This window comes from Azospirillum sp. A1-3 (assembly GCF_023806445.1).
Classification (GTDB): domain Bacteria; phylum Pseudomonadota; class Alphaproteobacteria; order Azospirillales; family Azospirillaceae; genus Azospirillum.
On the sequence record NZ_JAMSLU010000003.1, the window covers coordinates 252,152 to 267,015 of the forward strand.

12 protein-coding genes are annotated in these 14,864 nt (G+C 67.3%); 7 read left to right on the top strand and 5 right to left on the bottom strand.

Going from position 1 to position 14,864, the window contains the following annotated elements; all coding sequences use genetic code 11:
- The first annotated feature begins 75 nt into the window (after positions 1-75).
- The 3 genes from M5E06_RS19065 to M5E06_RS19075 all read left to right on the top strand — a co-directional run bounded on the left by M5E06_RS19065 (position 76) and on the right by M5E06_RS19075 (position 3,692).
- Positions 76-1,695 (top strand): glycosyltransferase, encoded by a 1,620-nt coding sequence (locus M5E06_RS19065; RefSeq protein WP_252139552.1) that lies wholly within the window; start codon positions 76-78, stop codon positions 1,693-1,695.
- Positions 1,696-1,852: 157 nt separating this feature from the next.
- Positions 1,853-2,977, top strand: a complete 1,125-nt coding sequence (locus M5E06_RS19070; RefSeq protein WP_252139553.1) for an ISAs1 family transposase — start codon at positions 1,853-1,855, stop codon at positions 2,975-2,977.
- A 28-nt stretch (positions 2,978-3,005) separates the two neighbouring features.
- The gene (locus M5E06_RS19075) at positions 3,006-3,692 is read left to right on the top strand and encodes a hypothetical protein (protein WP_252139554.1); all 687 of its coding nucleotides are present in this window, start codon (positions 3,006-3,008) and stop codon (positions 3,690-3,692) included.
- A 104-nt stretch (positions 3,693-3,796) separates the two neighbouring features.
- Here M5E06_RS19075 and M5E06_RS19080 read toward each other — a convergent pair whose 3' ends face one another.
- Both M5E06_RS19080 and M5E06_RS19085 read right to left on the bottom strand, forming a co-directional pair.
- Positions 3,797-5,011 carry an alpha-hydroxy acid oxidase gene (locus tag M5E06_RS19080; protein WP_286208870.1) on the bottom strand — a complete coding sequence of 405 codons (1,215 nt, stop codon included), beginning with the start codon at positions 5,009-5,011 and terminating at the stop codon, positions 3,797-3,799.
- Positions 5,012-5,145: 134 nt separating this feature from the next.
- Positions 5,146-5,319 (bottom strand): hypothetical protein, encoded by a 174-nt coding sequence (locus M5E06_RS19085; RefSeq protein ID WP_252139555.1) that lies wholly within the window; start codon positions 5,317-5,319, stop codon positions 5,146-5,148.
- A gap of 242 nt (positions 5,320-5,561) precedes the next feature.
- Here M5E06_RS19085 and M5E06_RS19090 point away from each other — a divergent pair, with 242 nt between their 5' ends.
- Positions 5,562-6,920: a nitrate regulatory protein gene (locus M5E06_RS19090; RefSeq protein ID WP_252139556.1), complete on the top strand. Its 1,359-nt coding sequence runs from the start codon at positions 5,562-5,564 to the stop codon at positions 6,918-6,920.
- Between the two features lie 5 nt (positions 6,921-6,925).
- On the opposite strand, the gene M5E06_RS19095 is transcribed toward M5E06_RS19090, so the two are convergent.
- From M5E06_RS19095 to galE, 3 genes are read right to left on the bottom strand one after another with little or no spacing between them, the layout of a single operon-like run.
- Positions 6,926-8,134, bottom strand: a complete 1,209-nt coding sequence (locus M5E06_RS19095) for a DUF2336 domain-containing protein (protein ID WP_252139557.1) — start codon at positions 8,132-8,134, stop codon at positions 6,926-6,928.
- A gap of 31 nt (positions 8,135-8,165) precedes the next feature.
- Complete coding sequence (locus M5E06_RS19100) at positions 8,166-8,735, bottom strand: MarR family transcriptional regulator (RefSeq protein ID WP_252139558.1); 570 nt, start codon at positions 8,733-8,735, stop codon at positions 8,166-8,168.
- A gap of 39 nt (positions 8,736-8,774) precedes the next feature.
- Positions 8,775-9,788, bottom strand: coding sequence for a UDP-glucose 4-epimerase GalE (gene galE / locus M5E06_RS19105; RefSeq protein WP_252139559.1), 1,014 nt, complete (start codon positions 9,786-9,788; stop codon positions 8,775-8,777).
- 539 nt (positions 9,789-10,327) lie between these two features.
- Between galE and M5E06_RS19110 the strand changes: the two genes are divergently transcribed.
- From M5E06_RS19110 to M5E06_RS19120, 3 genes are all read left to right on the top strand, one after another.
- Positions 10,328-12,052, top strand: coding sequence for a type I secretion system permease/ATPase (locus M5E06_RS19110; protein ID WP_252139560.1), 1,725 nt, complete (start codon positions 10,328-10,330; stop codon positions 12,050-12,052).
- A complete protein-coding gene (locus M5E06_RS19115; protein ID WP_252139561.1) occupies positions 12,049-13,404 on the top strand; it encodes an HlyD family type I secretion periplasmic adaptor subunit in 1,356 nt (451 codons plus the stop codon). The genes M5E06_RS19110 and M5E06_RS19115 overlap by 4 nt, the downstream gene beginning before the upstream one ends.
- A 538-nt stretch (positions 13,405-13,942) precedes the next feature.
- Positions 13,943-14,761: a calcium-binding protein gene (locus M5E06_RS19120; protein WP_252139562.1), complete on the top strand. Its 819-nt coding sequence runs from the start codon at positions 13,943-13,945 to the stop codon at positions 14,759-14,761.
- Positions 14,762-14,864 lie beyond the last annotated feature (103 nt).

The window sequence follows — 14,864 nt, forward strand, 5'->3', positions numbered from 1 at the left end:
CATGTCAGACTTTCCTTGCCGCGCGCCGGGTAATTTGATCTGGTGCGGCCGGGTGGCCTTACCGGGGGTTGAGCCATGGAGCTGTCGGCAGGAAATTCCGCGGATACCGTCGCCGCGCTCTGCCGCGCCATGCTGCGGCCGGTGGAAAGCGCGTCCGCATTGCGGGAGATCGAGGCAGCGCTGGAGCGTCTCCGCCTTGCCCCGCCGGACGAGCGCGCCGCTTGCGCCTTGCAGGTGGGCCACGTCACCCGCGATGCCGATCCGGTCCTGCGTCTGTCGGCGATGGCCGCGATCACCGGCGACCTGCGCCACTATGACGAACTGCTCGACCTGATAGACGCGGAGTTCGGGAGCCCGGATCTCGACCGGTTGCTGCACATCTATTGCTGCATGGGCCGCCAACTTTTCCTGATGCGCATGGACGGGGCGAGCCGGCCCGGCTTCTTCGAGGACAGGCTGTTTCCATACTACACCCGCCTCATCGCGGCGATCCGTGACCGGTTCGGCGCCGCGCCGCAGCCCCGCTTGGCGGGCAACCCGGCCACCCGACGGGTCGTGCTGGTGACCAACCAATTTCTTTCCCTGCGTCACCAGCCGTCGCGCGACCTGCTGTCCTATGCCACGGTTCTGGAGGAACGCTGCGGCCGGGAGGTGGTGATCCTCAACACCAACATCATGCCCGCCGACATCCACAGCCTGTTCGTGCCGTCCTTCGCGTCCTCCGTGGAGCCGGCCTTCGACGGCAAGCAGGTGATCGAGGCGGACGGTCGCAACTTCCGAATGCTGTCCTCGACCGCCCGTGGGCTGAGCCGGGAAAAGATCGACTGGTTCCTGCGCGCGGTCGAATGGCACGACCCGGACGTGGTGGTGTCGCTGGGCGGATCGGTCATCATCGCCGACCTGCTGGCGGCGGCGCGACCGACCCTGTGCATCCCCACCACCAGCGGAGCCATCCCCTCGCTGGCCGACATCGTGCTGGATTTCGGCGGTGGCGGCCGACCGGCAAGCGGTCCGCTCGCCACGTCATGGCGGCCCTTCCGCTTTCTGCATTCACTGATCGGTGCGCCGGAACCGGACGGGCCGGCGACCGCCGGGGCCGCCACGACCAAGGCGACAACCAGGGCCCGCTACGGCCTGCCGGATAATGCCTTCCTCTGTCTGGTGATCGGCAACCGGCTGGACGAGGAGGCCGACGGCGCCTTCCTCGCGATGCTGGAATCCCTCATCGACCGTGTGCCTCGGGTGGCGGTGGCGTTCGCCGGTGAAGCGGCAGCAATTCCTGAGCGCCTGCAAGGGTCGCGACATGCCGGACGCCTGTTCCACCTGGGCTATGTGACCGACATGGCGGGTTTGATGCAAACGGCGGACGCCTATGTGAATCCGCGGCGCACCGGCGGCGGAGCGAGCGCCGCTGAGGCGCTGGCCGCCGGCGTGGTCCCGGTGTCGCTGCCGGTCGGCGACGTGTCGGCCGTCATCGGCCCCCGGTTTGTCGTGCCCGATTACGCCGCCGCCGTGGACCGGATCGCCCTGCTGGCCGACGATCCGGCCGCCTTCGCCGAGGCGGCGGCCGAAGCGCGGTCCCGCAGTGCCGGGCGTAGCGATCCGGCCGAGGCCGCGGCGGCGCTGTACCGCTATCTGGACGAAGCGGTCGACTTGCATGGGCGCGGCGGCATGGAAGAGCGGATTTGTAAATAATCCTATAAAACAGACCATATACCTATAATCTTCGACGGAATCCCTCATTCCGCGGAGCCTTCCCATGCCAGGGCAATCGCTTGAAGAAATCGCTTGTAGGATTCCCGTGGTGACGCGGTTGTGATTCATAGGAACCTCCGCATGGAGGGAGGTTTGGATGGAGGGAGAAGAAGCGGTTCGTGGAGTTCTGTGGCATCTGGGCGGTCTGGAGGACCCTCGCCAAGCGTGCAAAGTGGTGTATCCGTTGCGCGAGGTATTGCTGGTGGTGCTGTGCGGCACGTTGAGCGGCTGTGACGATTTCGTCGAGATGGCTGCCTGGGGACGTCAGCATCTCGGCTTTCTGCGCGGCTTCGCACCGTTCACCCGCGGGGTTCCCAGCCATGACACGCTCAACGACGTGATCAACGCGCTCGACGCCGATCTGTTCGAAGAGTGTTTCGCCGCTTGGGTGGATGAGGTGTGTGGCGGCGCCCCGGAGATCGTCGCGCTGGATGGCAAGACCATGCGGCGCTCGGGCAGCCGGCGCACCGGAGCGCGCCCGCTGCATGTGGTCTCGGCTTGGGCCAGTCGGCAGCGTCTGGTTCTGGCGCAGGAAGCGGTGGCCGACAAATCGAACGAGATCACCGCGTTGCCGCGCCTGCTCGAACGGGTGGCTCTGCCTGGCTGTCTGGTGACCATCGACGCCATCGGCTGTCAGCGCGAGTTGGCCGAGCAGATCGTCGGACAAGGTGCAGACTATGTGCTGGCGCTCAAGGCCAACCAGCGTGGCCTGCACGCCAGCGTGCGGCGTGCTTTCGAGGAGCGCCGGCTACACGGCGACTTCGGACTGGTGGTGGCGCAGACCACCGACGGCGACCACGGGCGCATCGAAGTGCGCCGTCATTACGTGCTGCACGATGTGGCATGGCTGAAGGGCCGGCATGATTGGCCGCAGTTGGCGGCGGTGGCGCTGATTGAAGCCAGCGTCGAGTGCAACGGCGCCCTCAGCCAGTCGCGGCGCTATTACCTCAGTTCGCGCCCGCTCGACGCCGCCGCATTCGGTGCCGTGGTGCGCGGGCACTGGGGCATCGAGAACGCTCTGCACTGGGTGCTCGACGTGGTGTTCGGCGACGATCACGCCCGCGTCCGCAGCCGCTTTGGCCCTAGGAATATGGCCCTGGTCAAACGGATGGCCATCAACCTCCTCAAAGCCCCCCAGGATCGAAATTCCCTCAAGGTGCGTCGGAAAATGGCTGCTTGGTCAACCGATTACCTCGGCGCTCTCATTCATGGAAAGACATGAATGTCTTCAAGCGATTCCCGTGCTTCCCATGCCTGTCGATCCCCGTACGCTGAAAGACGACCATTTCCCGTGCTGGGCCGAAGAACCGCCGGTTCCTGCCGACGGCTCTCTGGTCCCCGGCTCGCAGTTCCACGAGGAGCAATGGGTGATGGCCGCCGGCATGCTGGCGCGCGGCAGCAGCTTCCTCAACGTCGCCCGCGCCATGGGCTGCAGCCGGACGACTCTCTGGCGCGCCTATTACGGCTCCAAGGATTTCCGTATCCGCGTCTGGTGGGAGCGTGAAGCCCTGAACCGCGAGGCCGAACTGCGCCTGTCCTCTCTCCGCGCCCTGGTGGCGGAGCAGATCGAACGGCTGGTCTCCGCCGGTGATCCCTCCACCGTCCGCTGGCTGGCCGAACGCCTCGGTCTCTTCGCCGGCCTCGATACTCCCAGGGATCTTCCCGACGCCAAGTCGCAATCGCCCGGCCCGCAACCGCCCAGGCCCGAAGACCCGCCCGCCGTCACCGTCCCCGAACTCGATGACGATGTCCCCGGTGCGTTGCGCGAACGCACGCCGCCCGATCCGCGGGCCGTCGCCGCGATCCTCGCCCGCCCGGAATCCGAAGGCCCGAAGGGCGTCTATCCCTGGACCGTCAACCCCGACGATCCCTATCCCAACCTCCCGCCCTTTCCGCGGCTGCGCGGCGGGTCGGGGCCTTTCACCCGCCGCTCCTGACTCCGGCGGCCCTGAGCCCGGCGGCCCTGAGCCCGGCGGGATGGAACAGCACCGGAAAAACGTTCCACGCCGTTCCACCCCACCGCAACCACCAGCCGCCCCGGTCAAACCCCGAAGTTCGGCTTTCCGGCCAGGATGTTGGAGGTCACGTCCTTGATGTCGCGCAGGCCGCACATGGCCATGGTCACGTCCATCTCCTTGCGGATGATCTCCAGGCATTGGGCCACGCCGGCCTCGCCGCCGGCGCCCAGTCCATAGAGGAAGGCGCGGCCGATGAAGGTGCCCTTGGCGCCCAGCGCCAGAGCCTTGACCACGTCCTGGCCGGAGCGGATGCCGCCGTCCATCAGCACCTCGATGCGGTCGCCGACCGCCTCGACGATGGCCGGCAGCGCCGCGATCGAGGAAATCGCGCCGTCCAGTTGCCGCCCGCCATGGTTGGAGACGATCAGCGCGTCGGCACCGGTGTCGGCCGCCATCACCGCGTCTTCCGGATCGAGGATGCCCTTCAGGATCAGCTTGCCGCCCCAGCGGTCGCGGATGCGGCGCACGTCGTCCCAGTTCAGCGTCGGGTCGAACTGTTCCGCCGTCCAGGACGACAGCGACGACAGGTTGCTCACCCCCGTCGCGTGGCCAACGATGTTGCGGAAGGTGCGGCGATGGGTGCGCAGCATGTTGATCGACCAGCGCGGCTTGGTCGCCATGTCCAGGATGTTGCCGATGGTCAGCTTCGGCGGGGTCGACAGCCCGTTCTTGATGTCCTTGTGGCGCTGGCCGAGGATCTGCAGATCCAGCGTCAGCACCAGCGCCGAGCAGCCCGCCGCCTTGGCCCGGTCGATCAGCTTGTCGATGAAGGCACGGTCGCGCATGACGTAGAGCTGAAACCAGAAGGGCTTGTCGGTGTTCTCCGCCACGTCCTCGATGGAACAGATGCTCATGGTGGACAGGGTGAAGGGCACGCCGGCCTTGGCTGCGGCGCGGGCGGCCAGGATCTCGCCGTCGGCATGCTGCATGCCGGTCAGGCCGGTCGGGGCCAGCGCCACCGGCATCGCCACCGGCAGGCCGACCATGCTGCTGGCCAGCGTCCGGTTGGTCATGTCCACCGCCACGCGCTGGCGCAGCTTGATCCGGCCGAAGTCGGACTCGTTGGCGCGGTAGGTCGATTCGGTGTAGGAGCCGGAATCCGCGTAATCGTAGAACATCCGCGGCACGCGCCATTCCGCCAGCTGCCGCAGATCCTCGATGCAGGTGACGGGCCGGTCGGTGAACAGGTTCGCCCAGCGCGACGGCGGCCGCGACGAAGGCATGCGAACGGAGGTCATGGGGCGTGTCTCGAACGGTTGCGCGTGAAACGGAAGGGGGTGGATTTGGCCATTCCCTCCGCGCACCGTCAAGCCATGGCTGCGGCAACGCTGCCCCTTGCCCGGTTCACGCGTTCCGGTTCACGCGTTCCGGTTCAACGCGCCGGCTTGGCTTTCCGCTTCGGCTTGGCGTGCCCGGACTTGGGCGGCGTCATCATGGCCTTGATCATCGCCGATTGGGCCGTCGCCTGGTTGCGCCTGGCCGCCGACATCGCCGCGGCGGTCCACATGCCGGTGGCGCGGTTGGCCCAGGAGAGCCAAGCGCTCATGAACGGGTTCTTGGTCATCGTGGGGGGCGACTCAGAAACGGGGATCCTCTCCTACCAACAGCGCCGAACCCTTCGATGTTGCGCTGCACATCTTCGCGCCAACCGTCCGCCCATTTTTCCGGCAACGCCTCCGGGATCTCGCGCAAAAGCCGCATTCCCGGCCGGTCCGCGGGCGCGTTCAAGCTGGCATATCCATTGCGTATGGACCCGTGGGGCAGGGCGATGTCGGGGGAACGGGCCGCATGGATATGGAGCAGCAGAGTCGGGAAAGCGGGGCCGAAAGCGGGACCAGCGCCGCCGCGACGCGATTTCTTCGTGCCGCCAAGCTGTGCCGCATCCGCGACGTCGAACAGCTTCTGGTGGTCAGCGCCCTGGTCCGGGATCTCAGCGCCCTCATCCACGCTCTGCAGAAGGAACGCGGCGCCTCCTCCATCTATCTGGGCTCCAGCGGCAGCCGCTTCGCCGACGACCGCGCCCGCTGGCAGGCCGACGCCAAGGCGCTGGAGGCGGTGCTGCGTGACCGGCTGGATCTGGTGGACGAACAGCTCGACCGCCTCAGTTCCGGCGCGCAATTCTACAGCCGCGTCGCCATCGCGCTCCACGCGCTGGACGGTCTGCCGGGCTTACGCGGTCAGGTGTCGTCGCTGGCGCTGGTGCCGCAGGATTCGGTGAAGGCTTTCACCGACATCATCGGCCATCTGCTGAGTGTGGTGTTCGAGGCCGCCGACATCGCCGCCGACCCGGCGATCTCCCGTGCCCTGGTCGCCCTGTTCAACATCGTCCAGGGCAAGGAGTTCGCCGGGCAGGAGCGGGCGACCGCCAGCGCCGGCTTCTCGCGCGGGCGCTTCGACGGAGCCGAGCATGCGCGGCTCGCCCAGTTGATTGACGCGCAGAACCGCGCCTTCCGCATCTTCGCGGAGTTCGCCGAGCCCGTCCACGCCGCCGCCTTCCGCACCGCCCTGGCCGACCCGGCGGTGGCGGAGGTGGAGCGGATGCGCGCGGTGGCGCTCTCCGACGATGCCCGCCATGGCGAGCTGTCGGGCATCACGCCGGAGGTCTGGTTCGAACGCTCCACCCGCCGCATGGATCTGCTGAAGACGGTGGAGGACCGGCTGACCGAGGATCTCCGCCGCCTGTGCGAGGCGAAGCTGGCTCAGGCCCGCGCCGATCTGGAACAGGCGAGCGGGCGCGCCCCCGACGCGGTGGTGCCGGTCGCCATGGTGCTGGTCGATGCCGATCCCGGCTTCTCGGGACTGAATGGGGCAGGGCAGGACGCCTCCAGCCTCTACGCCCCCGACGGGCTGCGGCCGAAGCTGATGCGCTCCGTCCTCGATGTCGTGCAGGCACAGTCCCAGCGCCTGCGCGACGTCAGCCTGGAGCTGGAGACCGCCAAGGCGGCACTCAACGAACGCAAGGTGATCGACCGCGCCAAGGGCCTGCTGATGTCCACCCGCAACCTGTCGGAGGAGGAGGCCTACAAGCTGATCCGCAAGACGGCGATGAACCAGAACAAGCGCATCATCGAGGTGGCGGAGGCCATCCTCAGCATGTCCGACATCCTCCGCGGCGTCGCGGCGGGGGGAGGGGCCGCAGGGGGATGACCTGACTACTGCACCGTCCGCACCGGCGAGAAGGGCAGCCCCGCCTGATCCAGCGCCCGGTCGATCACCTCGTCGGACTTCTGGTCGAACAGCTGCAGCAGCAGGTCGTCGACCATCCAGTCGTTGGTGGGCGTGCAGGCGGTGAACAGTTCGCTGATGACCTCCGCCTGGAAATCCTCGCGCCGGCTCTCCTCGCCCTCATACTCGATGCGCTTGGCGACGCCAACCGCGACCTGGAACGGGTGGGTCAGGCCGGGAGCGACGGTCGCCTTCTTCATCAGCGCCGCCATGCCCAGCTCGCCGTCATCCCAGGCCAGCCGGCGGGCATTCTCCTGCGGGATGCCGGCGCGCAGCGCCATGCCGGCGACGAACAGCTCCAGGTCGCCGGCGCACAGCGCCCGGAACAGCAGGACCGGCGTCAGGCGGCGATTGGTGTGCAGCCACTGGATCACCGCGTCGATGTCCTCCGCCCCGCGCAGCACCGGGCGCAGCATGCGCATGGTCGCGGCTTCCCGCCCGCGCTCCACCAGCCGTTCGACCAGCTCGCGCGACAGGCCGTGGGCCTGCATCAGCGTGGTGCGCATGCTGTCCGACACGAAGGCGACCACCCGCTCCACCATCGCCAGCGACAGTCCGGGGCGGGTCGCCGCCGCCTCGCTGACCATGCGGACTCGGCCGAAGCGGTCGAGCGCGCGGCTCATCGCGCTGTCCGGCACCTCGGCGCCGTCGTTGCGCAGCAGCGCGGTCACCGCGATCACGTTGCCGCGCTCGGCGATCGCACCGGAGACGCGGGCCGAGACCTTCGATCGGCTGGCGACCGCCACATGCTTGCCGGCATCGGGATCGGACAGCACGTCCAGCAGCAGGTCGTCGGTCAGGCCGGCGGCATCGCGCAGGATGGGGAAGGCCACCCGGCCGACATCGCGCACCAGCCGCTCCGCCAGATCCTCGGTCAGCAGCGGGCTGTTGCGCAACTGCCAGGCTACCGCCTCGCGCACCGCCACCTGGGCGTCGCCGGCGAAGCAATGCACCACCTCGATTGCCAGCGACCGTTCGGCCGGGCTCAGCGCGCCCGCCTCCAGGTCGTGGAACAGCTTGTTCATCGTCTCGATCCGCGTTTCCGCGTTCGGCGAAACGAGCAGCCGCTCCACGTCCTTGGACGACAGGCCGTTGGGGTGGGGGGTGTCGGGGTGGGCGGCGGCGTGTGGCATCATGGCACCCGGCTGCGGCATCGGAGGAAGACCTTCAATCGAAATCGAGGCAGGAGTAGCGGACCATGTCGCCCCACAACCGGTCGAGCCGGCGGAGCGTGCGATAGCTGGCCTTCAGGTCGCGGACCTCGGTCTCGTTGCGCACCAGCGCCTCGGCCTGCGCCTGTTCCATCCGCCGCAGCCCCTCCCACAGCTCCCGCCCCTTTTCGGTCAACTGCAGGCGGGCGGTGCGGCGGTCGCGCTGATTGGCGGCCCGGTTGATGTATCCGGCGTCGACCAGGATCTTCAGGCTGTAGGACGCGTTGGAGCCCAGGTAATAGCCGCGCTCCATCAGGTCGCGGACCGACAGCTCGTCCTCGCCGATCAGCATGATCATCAGCGCCTGCACTGGCCCGATGTCCTCGATGCCCTGCTTGGACAGCCCGACACGGACGACGTCGAGATAGCGGCGGTGCATCCGCTCGATCAGGCGCGCCATGCCGTGGAAGTCGGCGAGGTCGAGAGCCTCGCCGGGCTTGCCGCCGCTCCGGTCTGCGGAGCTGTCGTCCGGACCCGGTTCGGGCGCGTCGTCATCGTCCCAGTTCAGGTTGCTCATCGCGTCCATGATCCCGGCTCTACCATTGCCGTCGTCCTTCCTGCTGCCTCACTCCGCCGCGGCGGCAAGGCCGCGGAAGCCGTTGGGATGTGCGCTGCGCCACGCCCAGGCGCTGCCGATGATGCTGTCCAGCTCCGGGAAGCGCGGTTGCCAGCCGAGGTCGCGGCGGATGCGCTCCGACGAGGCGATCAGCACCGGCAGGTCGCCGGGGCGGCGCGGGCCGACCTTCACCGGGACGGTGCGGCCGGTGATGCGCTCCACCGACGCGATCACCTCGCGCACGCTGTAGCCGGTGCCGTTGCCGAGGTTGTAGCGGACCGACCGCTCGTCCAGCGCGTCCAGCACCCGCAGATGGGCGTCGGCCAGATCGCAGACATGGATATAGTCGCGGATGCAGGTGCCGTCGCGCGTGTCGTAATCGTCGCCGAAGATCTCGATGTGCGGGCGCTTGCCGGTGGCGGCGTCCATCACCAGCGGGATCAGATGCGTCTCCGGGCTGTGATCCTCGCCGAGCTGCCCGTTTGGATGGGCGCCGGCGGCGTTGAAGTAACGCAGGCAGGCGGAGCGCAGCCCATGGCAGCGGTCGGCCCAATGCAGGGCGCGCTCGATCATGAACTTCGATTCGCCATAGGGGCTGCCGGGATCGATCGCCTCATCCTCGTCGATCGGGATCCGCTTGGGCGAGCCGAACAGGTTGGCGGTGGAGGAGAAAACCAGCTTCATCACCCCCGCCTTCACCGCGGCGCGGATCAGGTTCAGCGAGGTGACGGTGTTGCCGTGCAGATAGGCGTGCGGGTCGCGCATCGATTCGCCAACCACGGACAACGCCGCGAAGTGGAACACCGCATCGAAGCGCCACTGCCCGAACACGCGGGCCAGCGCCGCCTCGTCTGCCAGATCGGCCTGGATGAAGGTCGCCTCGGCCGGAACGGCGGCGGCATGGCCCTGGCGCAGATTGTCGAACACCACGACCCGGTGGCCGCGGTCGAGAAGTTCCGCCACGCAGTGGCTGCCGACATAGCCGGCGCCGCCGGTAACGAGAATGGTTTTCGAGGTCGTCATGGAGCGTGGGTTTCCTTGAACCGGTCTTTGGGCCGCAGCCTGAAACGGGCGGCCGGCATGGTGGAAGGAAAGCGGGGGGCGGTGCAGGGCAGGCCGGATGGGGGGATCACGGCGCCTTGCGCAAATTCATCGCGTCGCAGCATGCACGATGTCGGATGCGTCTGACCAGATGGCTGCAAAATACGCCACCAACGGCCTAAGACCTTCGGTGAAGCGCTGTTTTCCCGTTTTCTATCAGAGACTTACAGAGGCGGAGATACCCCTTTTTCGGATGCTGGAAAGGAGTGCCGGCCGAAACTTGTCACACGTCTCTAAAATGTCCCCGGTGTAAAGCTTAAGCGTGCCAAGTCCGCCGACGCCTCCCCCCGCGTCCGGATCTGTCCATCCATAGGCGACCGCCCGTTCACGGGACCGTTCGCATCCGGCATCCCCCCAGCCGGCTTCCTGTCCCGCGTGTCGTCGCCGCCGGCAGCTTTTTGTGTTTTCCCGATTTCAAGCGCCGCGCGAGCCGGCGAGTCCTCCATCAGGAAGGATCGAAGATGAGTTCCGTGGATCGGCCCCTGCTGACCCAAGCCTACCGGAAGATCGGACAAGGCCTGTTGCTGGCCGGCGTCCTCAGCCTGTTCGTGAACGTCCTGATGCTGGTGCTGCCGCTTTTCACCATGCAGGTCTACGACCGGGTGATGAGCAGCCGCAGCCTGGAAACGCTGACGATGCTGGCGATCATCGCGGTGGGGGCGTTGGCGCTGTACGGCGTGCTGGACTTCATCCGCGCCCGCGCCTTCCTGGTGACCAGCGCTGTGATCGCGCACCGCTTCAACGTCCCGGCGCTGGAGGCCTCCATCGTCGACGCGCTGTCGGGCGGCCCGCGCAATGCGGCGCAGACCATGCGCGACCTGAACGACCTGCGCAGCTTCATGACCAGCAGCGCGGTGACCGCCCCGCTGGAACTGGCCTGGGCGCCGATCTTTCTGGCGATCCTGTTCCTGCTGCACCCGGTCTATGGCGTGCTCGCCATCATCTCGGCGCTGGTGCTGCTGGTGATGGGCGTGCTGACCGATATGCTGACCCGCCGCCCGATGGCCCAGGCGAACGAAGCCTCGGCCCGCGTCTTCGCCGACATCGCCGGCACCGTCCGCCATGCCGAAGCCATCGAGGCGATGGGCATGTTGCCGGCCCTGGCCCGGCGCTGGCAGGCGGCGCAGAGTGGATCGGCCGGGATGATCGACCGCGGCGCCACCCTGTCGCGCGGGCTCGCCGCGTCCTCCCGCTCGCTGCGGATGATCCTTCAGGTCGGCGTGATCGCCGCCGGCGCCACGCTGGTGATCGACAATCTGGTGACCCCCGGCAGCATGATGGCCGCCGGCCTCATCACCGGGCGGCTGCTGCATCCCTTCGAACAGCTGGTGGACGGCTGGCGCCAATGGGTAAAGGCGCTGGAGGCGCACCGCCGCATCCGCGACCTGCTGAACAACGGCGCTTCGGCCCGCTCCACCATGCCGCTGCCGCAACCCACCGGCGCGCTGACCGTCGACCGCGTCAGCCATGTGCCGGCCGGGCTGAGCCGCCCGGTGCTGCGCAACGTCTCTTTCGCGATCGAGGCGGGGGAGGTGCTTGGCGTCATCGGCCCGTCGGGGGCCGGCAAATCGACGCTGGCCCGCCTGCTGGTCGGCGTCTGGCAGCCGACGGCCGGCGGCATCTATCTGGACGGCACCAGCACCTATCTGTGGGAGCGCGAGAGCTTCGGCAAATATGTCGGCTACGTGCCGCAGTCGGTGGCCCTGCTGGACGGCACCATTGGCGAGAACATCGCCCGCATGGCCAGCGCCGATCCGGCGGAGATCGTCCGCGCCGCCCGGCTGGCGGGGGTGCACGAGATGATCGGCCGCTTGCCCTTCGGCTACGACACGCCGGTGGGCGACAGCGCCTTTTCCCTGTCCGGCGGCCAGCGGCAGCGCATCGCGCTGGCCCGCGCCCTGTTCGGCCGTCCGCGCCTGCTGGTGTTGGACGAGCCCAACTCCAACCTCGACCATGAGGGCGAGCAGGCGCTGCTGAACGCCGTGCACAAGGTGAAGGCCGACGGCACGACGGTGGTGATGATTGCCCACCGCCCCTCCATCGTCGCCATCGCCGACAAGCTGGTGGTGATGAAGGAGGGCGCCGTCGAGCATTTCGGCGCCCGCAGCGACGTCCTGAAACTGGTGCAGCCCGGCGGCGTACCCGCCGGCGTGACCCGCCTCGTCCGCAGCGGAGAACAGCGATGACCGGTGATACACCCCTTCTGTCATCCCAGCCCGTCTGGACCGCCACCATCGACATGGCGCCGGTCGAACCGTCGCTGCGCGGCACCGCGCTGGCGGGTGCCCTGGCCGTGCTGGTCGGATTCGGCGGCTTCCTGACCTGGGGCTTCACCGCCAGCCTGGACAGCGCCGCACTGGCCGCCGGCACCGTGATGGTGGAAAGCCACCGCAAGACCGTCTCCCATCTGGAGGGCGGCATCCTGCGCGACCTGCTGGTCAAGGACGGCGACCTCGTGCAGGCCGGCCAGGTGCTGCTGCGGATGGACTCCACGCAAAGCCAGGCCGTGGTCGCGCAGTTGCAGGGACAGTATTGGACCGCGCTGGCGAAGTTGGGACGTCTGCGCGCCGAACAGTCGGACGCGCCGAATCCTCTGTTCGCCGAGGAACTGGTGAAGGCCGCCCGCGACAATCCGGTGGCGGCCGAGGCGATGTCTGTGGAGGAGCGGCTGTTTCGGTCCCGCCATGACAGCTACGAGGCCCAGCTGGGAATCCAGCGCAAACAAATCTCACAGCTGCGCGACGAGATCGTGGCTCTGGAGTCCCAGCGCGTCGCCACCGCCGACCGGCTGCGCTACACCCAGGACGAGTTGCGGGTGGTGCAGGGCCTGCTGGCGAAGGGATACGAGCGCCGGCCACGGATGCTGGAGCTTCAGCGGAACGTCGCCGACTCCGAAGGCCGGCTGGGTGAGCTGATGGCGAACAAGTCCAAGGCGGAACAGGCCATCGCCGCCGCCGAGCTGACCATGATCAACATCGGCAACACCCGCCGGTCGGAGGTGTCGACCGATCTGCAGGCGGCCCAGGCCAGCGTTTCCGACCTGTTGGAACGGTTGCGCAGCGCCGATGACGTGCTGCTGCGCCAGGCGGTCACCGCACCGCAGGCCGGGCGCGTGACCGGTCTGAAATTCTTCACCCCAGGCGGCGTGATCCCCACCGGCGCCGGCATCCTCGATATCGTGCCGCAGGACGACGCCATGATCGTGGAGGCGCGCGTCTCCCCGCACGACGTTCAGAATGTGGAGGTCGGCAGCAAGGCCATGGTGAAGCTGACCGGCTATCGGCAGCGCGCCGTGCCGCCGGTCGCCGGGCAGGTGGTTTCGCTGTCGGCCGACCAGTTGGAGGACGAGCGCACCGGCGCCTATTACTTCGCGGCGCGGATCAGCATGGATGCGGCGGAGCTGAAGGCCCTGCCGAATGTCGAGCTGCATCCCGGCATGCCGGCTGAAGTGATGATCCACGGCCACGCCCGCCGTGCCATCGATTATTTCCTGACACCGCTGACCGACGGCCTGCAGAGGGCCTTCCGCGAGCGGTAAGCGGAACCGCCATCCCCCCGGCCCTCCCCCGTTCGGGCCGGTGTGGGCTGGGGTCCTTGCTTGGGTGTCCATCCCCTGCCAAGCGGCCCCGTGGAAGGGCCGGCGTCCCCCACGCCGGCCCTTTTGCACATCCGCGAATGGGACGACGCATCAGGCGACAATGCGTCCTTGGCTTCTGTGGCTTTGTTTGGACCAACCAGATTTGAAAACCATCCTTTAACGAAAATGGATCTTGGTTGGCGTAGACACCGGTCCGGGGCCCTTCTGTAGTCAGAATGAGGGATAGACCATCATTTTTTAAAACGTAAACTGCTTAGAAATTCGATGTAAATCAGACTAACTGTCTTTTTGAAAATATCGACAATGCGTTCTACTGCAAGAATCCGTTGTCTTGACTCAACTTTCTCTTCCATGTGCCCGAGTTTTATCACACTATCCCCTCGATAGATTTGGTTACACCGAAAGGCGAGCTCAGCCTTTTGAGCGAGGCCGAAAGACGGCCCAACAATCCCAATCACATCGCAAGGAGACACCTACGATGGCTACGGTTCCTGGGGGCAGCTACGACGTGCATGTCGGCACGAATCATGACGATCTGCTGGTTGGCGGGCAGGGGAACGACCTGGTGCTGGGGGGCAACGGGAACGACACTCTGCTCGGCGGCGATGGACATGACGCTCTGTTCGGGGGGAACGGGGCGGACGTGATCCATGGCGGCACCGCCGCGGACGTGCTGCTGGGGGGTAACGGCAACGACATCATCGACGGCGGTTCGGGCGACGACATCATCCTGGGGGGGAGTGGTGACGACGTTCTGATCGGCGGCGCCGGTCGTGACGTGCTGGATGGCGGCAACGGCAATGACGTGCTGTCCGGGGGGGACGGCAACGACATTCTGACCGGCGGCAAGGGTGACGACATCCTGTCCGGCGGCGGCCACGACGATATCCTCGACGGCGGCAAGGGCAACGACATCCTGCATGGCGGCACCGGCAACGACGTGCTGTCCGGCGGCGATGGCAACGACGTGCTGTTCGGCGACGACGGCAACGACATTCTCGAAGGCGGCAAGGGCAACGACATCCTGTCCGGCGGCGCCGGCCACGATGTCTTCATCTTCTCGGGCGGTGGTGGCCAGGACGTGGTCCTGGACTTCAAGGCCGGCGAGGATGTTCTGCAGATCTCCCGCAACATCAATGGTCTGAAGGTGACCGACGCCGCCGATCTGGCCGCCCGCGTCACCGACCAGCATGGCGACGCCGTGATCGACCTCGGCCATGGCGACAGCATCACGCTGAAGGGTGTCTCGGCTGCGGACATCCACAACCACCCGAACGACTTCTTCGTCATCCACTAACCGGGCACTGATCGGACGACGCTTCTTAAGCGACGCCTGAGAAGGACGGACCGGTGGTGTCAAAGCCGCCGCCGGTCCCCCTTTGCCCGAAGTCCGCCTCTAC